Raw genomic sequence first — 10,644 nt, 5'->3', positions numbered from 1 at the left:
AGGCCTGGCTGGTGAAAATCTTCCTGTCGGCAATAGTGTCAATTTTTCTCGGCTTCGGCCTCGCCAAGATTGTTCAAAAACCACATGGCCGCGATTTGCTGGTGTAAATCATCGAACTTCGCTTGCAAGCCGTCCAGCACTTGATGCAATTGCTCCGGGGTAGTCTGCTTAATCTCAATGCCCAGCACCTGCTGTTCCAATTGTTCCAGCTGCGGGAATAGTTCGACAGCATGCGGCAAGCGTTTGATGCAATGCGTAATCTCCTCGATGCAATGCACCACGGCCCTGGGAAAATCCGGGTTTTTTAACAGATAGTTCAAAACATCCTCACCTTTAATTCGGTTGCGGACGTGTTTGCGATACATCAAGACCGCACTCAAGGACTTCAAAACGTTGATCCACAGGATAGTCTCGTACTCGCGCATTTTGGTGCTGCGATTTTCCGCCAACAGCACGGTGCCGAAATCCATGATCCGGCTGGTCATATCGGCCCGTTCCAAATTGCGGCCGATACAGATAAACCGGGCACTGTCGCTGCGGCTCATAGACCCGGCCATAAAACCGGTAAAGCGCTGGCAGCCGGCCATGATTTCCTGCAAGAACAGCGCACGCCCCCGCCGATTGGACAAGCTATCCAGATTGTTATTAGCATACAGATACATTTCGTTGACCTGCTGCCAGGCTTCGTCGGGCATCAGCTCGCGGCTGGTGCGGATATTCTCACGGGCAAACGACAAAGACGCCAATAAGGAGCCGGGATTGCTCATATCGGCTAATAAAAACCGGGTGGTGTTCTGCTCGCTGGGATTTTTAAAGCGTTGATAAAACGCCTCTTCGACGCCGCAAATATTTAATAAATTGCGCCAGCCTAATTCCACACCATACGGCAAGTCGTAGATCAAATGCATCGTGGCGCTGATCAGGCGGGCGGTGTTTTCGGTGCGCTCCAGATAACGGGCCATCCAGTACAAACGTTCGGCGGATCGCGATAACATCTTATTGCTCCCTGTTGATAATCCAAGTGTCTTTACTGCCGCCGCCCTGCGATGAATTCACCACCAGCGAACCGGCCCTGAGCGCCACGCGGGTCAAGCCGCCAGCGGTGACAAAGCTGTTCTCACCTTGCAGGATGAAGGGGCGCAAGTCGATGTGCCTGGGCTCCAGACTATCACCGCACAAGGTCGGGCAGGTTGATAAAGCCAAAGTTGGCTGGGCGATGTAATTACGCGGATTGTTTTTAATCAGCTTATGAAATTGCTTGATTTCCTTTTGGCTGGCGTGCGGGCCGACCAACATGCCATAGCCGCCGGACTCGTTGGCCGGCTTAACTACCAACTCCGGCAAATGCGCCAGCACGTAGGCGCATTGTTCTGGATCGCTACAGAGATAAGTCGGCACGTTCGGCAAAATCGGCTCTTCATTCAGATAATAGCGAATCATTTCAGGCACATAGGCATACACCACTTTGTCGTCCGCTACCCCGGCGCCTGGCGCATTAGCCAGCGCCACATTGCCGGCTTTCCAGGCCCGCATCAAGCCCTTCACGCCCAATACCGAATCCTTATGAAAGACTTCAGGGTCGAGAAACAGATCGTCGATGCGCCGATAAATCACATCGACTTTTTCCAAACCCTTGATGGTACGCATATAAACGCAATCGTCGTCCTTGACCAGCAAGTCGCCGCCTTCCACCAATTCCGCACCCATTTGCTGCGCCAGGAACGCATGTTCGAAATAGGCCGAGTTGTAGATACCGGGCGTCAAGACGGCAATTTGCGGGGTGTCATCGGTATCCGGTGCCAGTGACGCCAGCATTTCGAACAACTGGGTCGGATAATCGTCCACTGGTAAGATATTCAGATTTTCCAATAACTCCGGAAAGATCCGTTTGGTAATTACCCGGTTTTCGATCATGTACGACACGCCGGATGGCACCCGCAAATTGTCTTCCAGCACATACAGCTTGCCGTCGCCAGCCCGCACCAGATCGCTGCCGCAGATATTGGCCCAAGTACCGAATTTGGGCTGCATGCCCAAACATTCCTTACGAAAATTGCTGGAACTGTTGATCAGATCAGCCGGCACCAAACCGTCTTTTATAATCTGCTGCTGGTTATAAACATCGTTGATAAAGCAATTCAAAGCTTTCAGACGCTGTTTCAGACCTGCTTCCACTGCTTGCCATTCCTGAAAATCGATCAGCCGCGGAATGATGTCGAAAGGCCAAGCTCTATCGATATTGCCTTCGTCGCTGTAGACGGTGAAGGTGATGCCCATCTCCATGATGGCCGCCTCCGCCGCCGACAACCGGCCCTTAATTGCATCCATGCCCAAAGATTGTAAGTATTGACTCAAACTGGCGCAGGTATCACGTGGCTTGCCGCCCGCAGCAATCATCTCGTCGTAAGCCTTATCGGCGCTGTAATCCGCCCAAATTGTCGAAGTAACCATGCTGTATGCATCCGTGATATTTGCTTTTATGGTGCAAGTCCGCGCGGAATTGGTGCAAAAACGACCGCACCATTTCAACGCAAACCGGTTCTAATGATTTACCCGATATAAAGCAATAGCAATGCCAAGTTGCGCGCCTACGGCTATCACTTGCTCGGCCGTGACCGACTTATCGTGCCTTAGCACTGGCAAATACCCTTTAGTTCAGAAGCTTGAAGCCAATCCAATGCTCTATATTGAGCGACTCTAGGCGGAGCCACCGAATCCAAAAGGTCTATGCCGCACTCCGCTCTTTCTGATCGTAACGGCATACTTTTTGCGGGTCTCTTGGACTACGCATTCATCCAAAGTCTCGTCAGAATCGGCATCTGCAATAAAAACCAGCTTAGAAAACATAAAAAAAACGAGATTAGCTTTGATCAATTGCGCTATACCCGGTAAACCGGCAAACTAAACCTATGAAAACCTTAAGCACACCAGAAGCTTTCGCGCCGGGATACCGCCTCGATAAGGGGGCCCACGACGAAATGCTGGACGAGACGGGCCGGGTTAGACCGCATTGGGCCCACCTGATGCAGGCGTTGCAACAGCTTGGCCCCCGCGAAGTCGGCGAACGCCACCAGGAAGCGCTAAGACTGCTGCGCGAAAACGGCGTCACCTACAACGTTTATGACGACCCGGATGGTATCAACCGCCCCTGGCAACTCGACCCGATACCGCTATTGCTTTCCGGCGACGAGTGGTTCGACATTGAGGCCGGACTGCTGCAACGCGCCGAACTGTTGAATCTGATTTTGGCCGACCTGTACGGCCCGCGCCAGCTCATCAAGAAAAACCTGCTGCCGCTGGAACTGATCTACAACCACGGCGGCTTTCTGCGCGTTTGTGATCAAGTTAGCTTGCCCGGCCAGCATCAGTTGGTATTGTGCGCCGCCGACCTGGCCCGCGGCCCGGACAAAAAAATGTGGGTGCTGGGTGATCGTACGCAAGCGCCATCCGGCGCCGGTTATGCGTTGGAAAACCGCTTGGCCATGTCACGGGTGTTGCCCAGCTTGTTCCGCGACACTCACGTGCACCGCCTGGCGCGTTTCTTTCAATCCCTGCGCGCCGGCCTGAATGCCGTCGCCCCCGGCGACGCCGACACCCCGCGTGTAGTGGTCCTGACCCCCGGCCCACTGAACGAAACTTTCTTCGAACACGCCTATTTGGCCTCCTATCTGGGTTACCCGCTGGTACAGGGCGACGACCTGACGATTCGCGACGGCTATGTCTGGCTGAAATCGCTGGTCGGCTTGCAGCGGGTGGATGTGATCTTGCGTCGGGTTGACGACAATTACTGCGACCCGCTGGAACTGCGCGAAGATTCGCGGCTAGGCGTCCCCGGCCTGTTGGAAGTGGTCAGGCGCGGCAATGTGGCGATTGCCAACCCGCTAGGTAGCGGCATATTGGAAAATCCCGGCATCATGCCGTTCCTGCCGGGCATCGCCAAATACTTCCTGGGCCAAACCCTAAAGCTAAATTCGATCGCCACCTGGTGGTGCGGCCAAGCCCGTGAGTTAAATTACGTCCTCGCCAATCTGGAACGCCTGGTCATCAAGCCGATCTACCGCAAACCCGGCGAACGTTCGGTGTTCGGCCATCAGCTGAGCCGTGCACAACTCGCTGATTGGCGCGCGCGCATCAAGGCCCGCCCGGCGCTTTACGTCGGCCAGGAATACGAGAGCTTTTCCACCGTGCCGGCGCTGGTCGCGGGTGGCTACGAACCGCGCCAAACCGTGCTGCGCTGCTTCATGGTGGCGCGGGCGGACGGTTATACGCTGATGCCTGGCGGCTTGAGTCGCAGCGCACCGCAATATGGCAACATGATGATCAGCAACCAAACCGGCGGCATCAGTAAAGATACCTGGGTGGTCGCTACCGAGCCCCAACATCCGGCCATTCCGGCCAAGCGCAGCGCCAGTTTGGCAGGCCACGGCAATGCCCTTCCCAGCCGCGCGGCGGACAATATTTTTTGGGTGGGCCGCAACGCGGAACGCGCGGAAGGCGGCGTACGCTTGTTGCGCGCCACAATCAAAAAACTGTTCAGCAACCCTGACCGCGATAGCCCGGACTATCAGCTCAGCCTGGAAACCCTGCTGCGTTGCGTCACCAGCATGACCGGCACCTACCCCGGTTTTTTTGCCGAGGATAACGAAAGTTTGTTGCAGTCGCCGGAAGCCGAATTACTGGCAGTGGTCGCCGACGAAAGCCGGGCAGGCAGCCTGGCCAACACGGTAAACAGGATGACCCAATCCGGTTATGCGGTACGCGATTTATGGTCGTCGGATACCTGGCGGGTCATTGACGAAATAGAGGAACAGGTTTCCGAAGCGCGCCGCCTGGGCAAAATCGGTTTGTGGTCGATGCAGGAGCAAATGGATCAGCTGATCACCACGCTCTCCGCCTTCAGCGGCCTGGTGATGGAGAGCATGACACGCGGCAACGGCTGGCTGTTTCTGGACATCGGCCGGCGCCTGGAGCGCGGCTTGCAGTTGGTATCGGTATTGAGAACAGCGTTTGCGATGCCGCAAAGCGAAGCGGCGGAAACCCGCTTGCTGGAATCCCTGCTGGATACCAGCGACAACCTGATTTGCTACCGCCAACATTATCGTAGCAACCTGGAGTTAGCCTCGTTTTTGGAACTGCTGCTGATGGACCCCAACAATCCCCGCTCACTGGCCTATCAAATCGCCCGTTTGCAGGAGCATGTCGGCAAACTGCCGCGCGAACCCAGTACCCGCCGGATTAGCGCCGAAGAGCGCTTGCTATTAGAGGCTAGTTGTCTGCTGAATATCGCCAATATCGAAGACTTATTGAGCGTCTCGGAATCCGGGATTCGCGAAGCGCTGGACCAACAGCTCAGCAAGATTTACGCCCTATTGGCCGCGTTGTCCGATACTTTGACCGCCAATTATTTCCGCCACGGGGACGCGCCGCAATCGCTGTCCTAAGGGAGTCACCATGCGTTATCGGGTTACCCATACCACTACCTACCGTTACCAACAACCGGTGGGCTTGTCTTACAACGAAGTGCGGATGCAGCCGCGCCCCTGCCCGAATCAGCAACTGCTCAGCTCACAACTGAAAATCACCCCCTTGCCCTGCGACTATCGGACCCGTACCGATTTTTTCGGCAATCAAGTGGCCTGGTTTTCGATTAGGGAGCCGCATCGGGAGTTTGTGGTCACCGCCAGCAGCGAAGTACAGATTTTTCCGCAACCGGTGCAGTTGGATTTCAGCCACGGCATGAGCTGGGAACTGGTCAAGGAAGCGCTCTGGAACGACAGAAGCGAACCACTACTGGAGGCCCGGCAATTTGCCTTGGATTCGCCGTTCATCGCCGCCGACGCCGAGCTGGCCGCTTACGCTCAAGCCTCATTCACACCCGGCAAGGCGCTGATTGAAGCGATACACGATCTGATGCAACGCATTCACCGCGATTTTACCTTCGACCCGGAATTCACCAACCTGGCCACCCCGCTGACCACCGTACTGGAACATCGGCGCGGCGTCTGCCAGGATTTCGCCCACCTGGCCATAGGCTGCATCCGCTCGCAAGGCCTGGCGGCCCGCTACGTCAGCGGTTATATCGAAACCCTGCCGCCGCCCGGCAAGAAAAAACTGGTGGGCGCCGACGCCTCGCACGCCTGGTTCTCGGTGTATTTACCGGATCTGGGCTGGATGGACTTTGACCCTACCAACAACCAATTGCCGGGGGACAGGCACATCATCGTCGCCTGGGGCCGGGACTATAGCGATGTTACGCCCTTGAAAGGGGTGATTTTCGGCGGCCAGAACCACGAATTGAAAGTGGCGGTGGAAGTGGAAAACCTGGGCGCGTAACCCTAACCGGATACCGAAGAAAATCACCCGCATAAAACCACGTTTCATCCGTTAGGAATGCCCGAAAATCCCCGTACTTAGCCCGTGACAAAACCTTGCATTTCGTGAGATAAACCAAGATATTGGGCTTGTCCCTTCACCTGCTTTCAATACATCAAGGTAATCTCTTGCGCCGTTTTTCGACCTTTTCCACCGCAGCACTAGTCCACCTTATCGGCTTGGCCGTCGCCTACGCGCTGGTTGCCAAACTGGTGTTGATGTTTTTCGCCGCCAATCACGTAATATCCGTCATCTGGCCGCCTGGCGGCATCGCACTGGCAGCCTTGCTGCTCGGCGGTAAAAAACTGTGGCCCGGCGTGTTTCTGGGCGCATTACTTGGCAATTTGTGGGCAGGCAACCCGCTGGAGCAAGCCTTGCCTATCGCTTGCGGCAATACCGTGGAAGCACTTGTCGGCTGCTATCTGCTGGGCGAGATTCGCAAACTGCAACAGCCGCAAGACTACTTACGCATCCTGTTTGCCGGCGCCTTGGCTTCGGTCATTGCGGCCATAGTGGGTTCCTTAGTTCTGTTACATTTCAACGCAATAACGGCGCAGCAATGGCCGATCAGTCTAGCGCATTGGTGGATGGGCGACGTCTTGGGTATTGCGATTGTCACGCCGCTAATTTTGGTCTGGCGGCAGCCGCCAAGTTTTGACTGGAACCCATATCAAGTTTGGCGCGCGTTGCTTTATGTCACAACGGCGTTTCTGGCGGGACAAATGATTTTCCTGGAGTGGCCGTGGCATCTTGGCCACTACGGCAAAGCATTTTATATGTTCGCTTTTCTGGTTTACGGCGCACTCTACTTTGGCTTGCATGGCACCTTGTTACTAATCAGCATGGTCATGCTGCAAAGCATATTCGGTGCGATTTTTCAGGTAGGCTTTTTTGCAGCCGACAGCAGTGAGACCGGGCTATTGCTGCAATGGTCTTTTTTGCTGGTACTGTCCAGCGTCGGCATTTCCCTGGCGCTGGCTATCGAGCGCTACCAGCGCTCAGAACAATTCAGCAAAGCCCTAGGCGATTTCAACAAACACATTCTGCGTTCAGTCCAGGAAGGCGTGATTGTTTACGATCTGCAGGGCCGTATCGAACTCTGGAACCGTTATATGGAAACCCTGACGGGATGGCCGCAAGCCGCTTGCCTGGGAAAATACCCTGTTGAAATATTTCCCTGGCTGGCGCAAACACCAATTCCTGACGGCATTCAAAAGGCGTTGCAAGGCGAAACGGTCTATCAAACCCCGTTTACCGCAGGCGACGGCCGCTGGATCAGTTCGATGCAAATGCCCATACGAGACGACCAGGAACGGATTGTCGGCGTTATCGAACTGGTTAAAGACGAATCCTTGAACGTTGAGTTCGGCAAATCCCTGTCGGTCAGCGAATTGCGGTTTCAAAGCATCCTGGACAATACCCCCACGGTGATTTACAGCAAAGATCTGCAAGGCCAATACCTGCTGATCAACCGCCAATTTGAAAAACTGTTCGCGGTTGACAATAAGACTGTCAGAGGCAAACGGGATATCGACTTATTTCCGGGCGACGACACCGAACTCCTGTGGAAAAACGATTTAGAGGTCGCTAATAGCGGCCAGGCACAGATTTTTGAAGAAAAGATCACCCATCAAGACGGTAATATTCATACGTATTTGTCGCATAAGTTTCCGCTACGTAATGGGCAAGGCGAAATCTACGCGGTATGCGGCATTTCCACGGACATCAGCGAGCGCAAGCTATCGGAAAAATTATTGCAGGAAAGCGAATTGCGCTGGAAATTTGCGCTGGAAAGCGGCGGTGACGGCGTCTGGGATTGGGATTTGACCAACGGTAAAGTGTTTCTGTCGCCACGCTGTATGGAGATTCTGAATTTCAGCGAACAAGACCGAGACAACGATTACCGGAATTGGGAAGCTACGATACACCCGGAAGACAGCGCCCGGATGATGGCCGACTTGCAAACGCATCTGGAAAATCGCAGCTCACGCTTCAGCAACGAACACCGCGTAAAGCACGGCGATAACCAATGGCGCTGGATTTTAACGCGCGGTCTGGTGATCAGCCGCGATGTCCAGGGCAAGGCTTTGCGCATGATCGGCACCCAAACCGACATTACCGAACGCAAACAGCTGCAATGGCTGCAATTGTCCAAGATTGTCGATGGTTCGCCGGAAGCCACGTTTTTAGTTGGCGAAAACGGCCTCATCAAACTCGCCAACCCGCCCGCCGCGAAAGCATTTATCTACACGCTGGATGAGTTGATAGGTCTGAGTGTCGAAGCGCTGGTACCGGAACGGGCCCGCGCCAAACACCCGGAACAGCGCGCGCAATTTTTACAAGAGAACAAAGCCCGGCCGATGAGCGCCAGCCGCTCCCTAACCGCAATACGCGGCGACGGCACGGAATTTCCGGTCGAAATCAGTTTGACACCTATCGATATAGACAACCGGCGTTACATACTCGTATCCGTTTTGGACATCAGCGAACGCAAGCGGCTAGAACATGAAATGCAGTTGATGGCGATGATTTACCAAGCCATCGGCGAAGCGGTGATGGTCGCGGACACCGACAACCGCATCATCGCGATTAACGAAGCGTTTACCCGCCTGACCGGCTATACCGCGGAAGACGCGATAGGGAAGTCCACCGACATTCTGAAATCGGGCCGCCACGATCCGGATTTTTATCAGACCATGTGGCACTCGCTGTTACAAACCGGCCACTGGCAAGGCGAAATTTGGAATAAACGCAAAAACGGCGATATTTACCAAGAATGGCTAGTGATCAACACCATCTACGGCGAACACGGCGAAGTAGAGCGCCGGGTGGCGATGTTCTCGGAAATTACCGAGCAGAAACATGTCGAACAAACCATCTGGCGCCAAGCCAATTTCGACCCGCTCACCGATTTGGCCAACCGGCGCATGTTCCAGGATCGCTTGAACCAGGAAATCAAAAAAGCCCAGCGCGACAAAAACAGTCTGGCGGTCATGCTGCTGGATCTGGACCGTTTCAAGGAAATTAACGACACCCTGGGCCACGGCATGGGCGACATTTTGCTGCAGGAAACGGCGCGGCGCATACTGGCTTGCGTACGCAATGTGGATACGGTGGCTCGGCTCGGTGGCGACGAGTTCACCATCATCCTGGGCGAGTTGGACTCGGAAACCAATATAGACCGGGTCGCGCAAGCCATCCTGCACCAGCTTGCCGAACCATTTCGTTTAGGCGAGGAATTAGCCTACATTTCGGTCAGCATCGGCATCACCTTCTATCCGCAAGACGCGCTGGAAGCCGAGCAATTAATCAAGAACGCCGATCAGGCCATGTATTCCGCCAAGCAACAAGGCCGCAACCGCTACAATTTCTTTACCAGCGAGATGGAGCAAACCGCGCAAAACCGGATGCGCCTGACCAGCGATCTGCGCCAAGCGTTGACCAATCAGGAGTTTCGCGTATTTTATCAGCCGATAGTCGAACTGAGCAGCGGCAGACTGCATAAAACAGAAGCGCTGATCCGCTGGCAACATCCCACGCGCGGCATGATCAGCCCAGCCGAATTTATTCCGTTGGCGGAAGAAACCGGCTTGATAGTCGATATTGGCGATTGGGTATTTCGGAGGGCCGCAAAACAGGTCGCCGAGTGGCGCACCCAATATCGCCCGGATTTACAAATGGGTATTAACAAGTCGCCGATACAATTTACGCGCAGCGATCTTGGCGACAACAAATGGATAGACTACCTGCAGGAGCTGGGCTTATCCGGCCAATGCGTCGTCATCGAAATTACCGAAAGCTTGTTGCTGGACGCGGACAATACTGTCCGCGACCATTTATTTGCCTACCGCGATGCCGGCATTCAGGTGGCTATCGACGATTTCGGCACCGGCTATTCGTCCTTGTCTTACCTGAAAAAATTCGACATCGATTACCTGAAGATCGATCAGAGCTTTGTACGCAATTTGGAAGCCGACTCCAGCGATCTGGCGCTATGCGAAGCGATCATCGTGATGGCGCATAAACTGGGCTTGAAAGTAATAGCCGAAGGCATTGAAACCCTGCAGCAATTGGAATTACTAAGCGCCGCCCGCTGCGATTACGGCCAAGGCTATCTGTTTTCCAAACCGCTGCCCGCGCCTGAATTTGTGCAACTTTTCAGCAAGGATGATCAGAGACCTACACCGCCGTCAGCAACACCTACAACGCCGGCGAAACCGGCCGGACGCGGCGACTCCAGCATTTCCAAATTGTTCGGTTCGGACAAATAAG

5 protein-coding genes are annotated in these 10,644 nt (G+C 54.6%); 3 read left to right on the top strand and 2 right to left on the bottom strand.

The window, feature by feature from the left end:
* Window positions 1-38: 38 nt before the first annotated feature.
* Together ACMXD4_RS03925 and ACMXD4_RS03920 are read right to left on the bottom strand one after the other, a co-directional pair.
* Complete coding sequence (locus ACMXD4_RS03925; RefSeq protein ID WP_171696533.1) at window positions 39-995, bottom strand: alpha-E domain-containing protein; 957 nt, start codon at window positions 993-995, stop codon at window positions 39-41.
* Window position 996: 1 nt separating this feature from the next.
* On the bottom strand, window positions 997-2,451 hold the full coding sequence (locus tag ACMXD4_RS03920) for a circularly permuted type 2 ATP-grasp protein (RefSeq protein WP_171696534.1): 1,455 nt from the start codon (window positions 2,449-2,451) through the stop codon (window positions 997-999).
* A gap of 458 nt (window positions 2,452-2,909) precedes the next feature.
* Between ACMXD4_RS03920 and ACMXD4_RS03915 the strand changes: the two genes are divergently transcribed.
* From ACMXD4_RS03915 to ACMXD4_RS03905, 3 genes are all read left to right on the top strand, one after another.
* On the top strand, window positions 2,910-5,441 hold the full coding sequence (locus tag ACMXD4_RS03915; RefSeq protein ID WP_415879927.1) for a circularly permuted type 2 ATP-grasp protein: 2,532 nt from the start codon (window positions 2,910-2,912) through the stop codon (window positions 5,439-5,441).
* Between the two features lie 10 nt (window positions 5,442-5,451).
* Window positions 5,452-6,333 carry a transglutaminase family protein gene (locus ACMXD4_RS03910; protein WP_033156089.1) on the top strand — a complete coding sequence of 294 codons (882 nt, stop codon included), beginning with the start codon at window positions 5,452-5,454 and terminating at the stop codon, window positions 6,331-6,333.
* Window positions 6,334-6,500: 167 nt separating this feature from the next.
* The gene (locus ACMXD4_RS03905) at window positions 6,501-10,643 is read left to right on the top strand and encodes an EAL domain-containing protein (protein ID WP_415879926.1); all 4,143 of its coding nucleotides are present in this window, start codon (window positions 6,501-6,503) and stop codon (window positions 10,641-10,643) included.
* Window position 10,644: the final 1 nt, after the last annotated feature.

Source organism: Methylomonas sp. TEB (assembly GCF_047777895.1).
Classification (GTDB): domain Bacteria; phylum Pseudomonadota; class Gammaproteobacteria; order Methylococcales; family Methylomonadaceae; genus Methylomonas.
The sequence above is the reverse complement of the archived record's forward strand: the minus strand, read 5'-3'. Positions and strand labels throughout refer to the sequence as shown.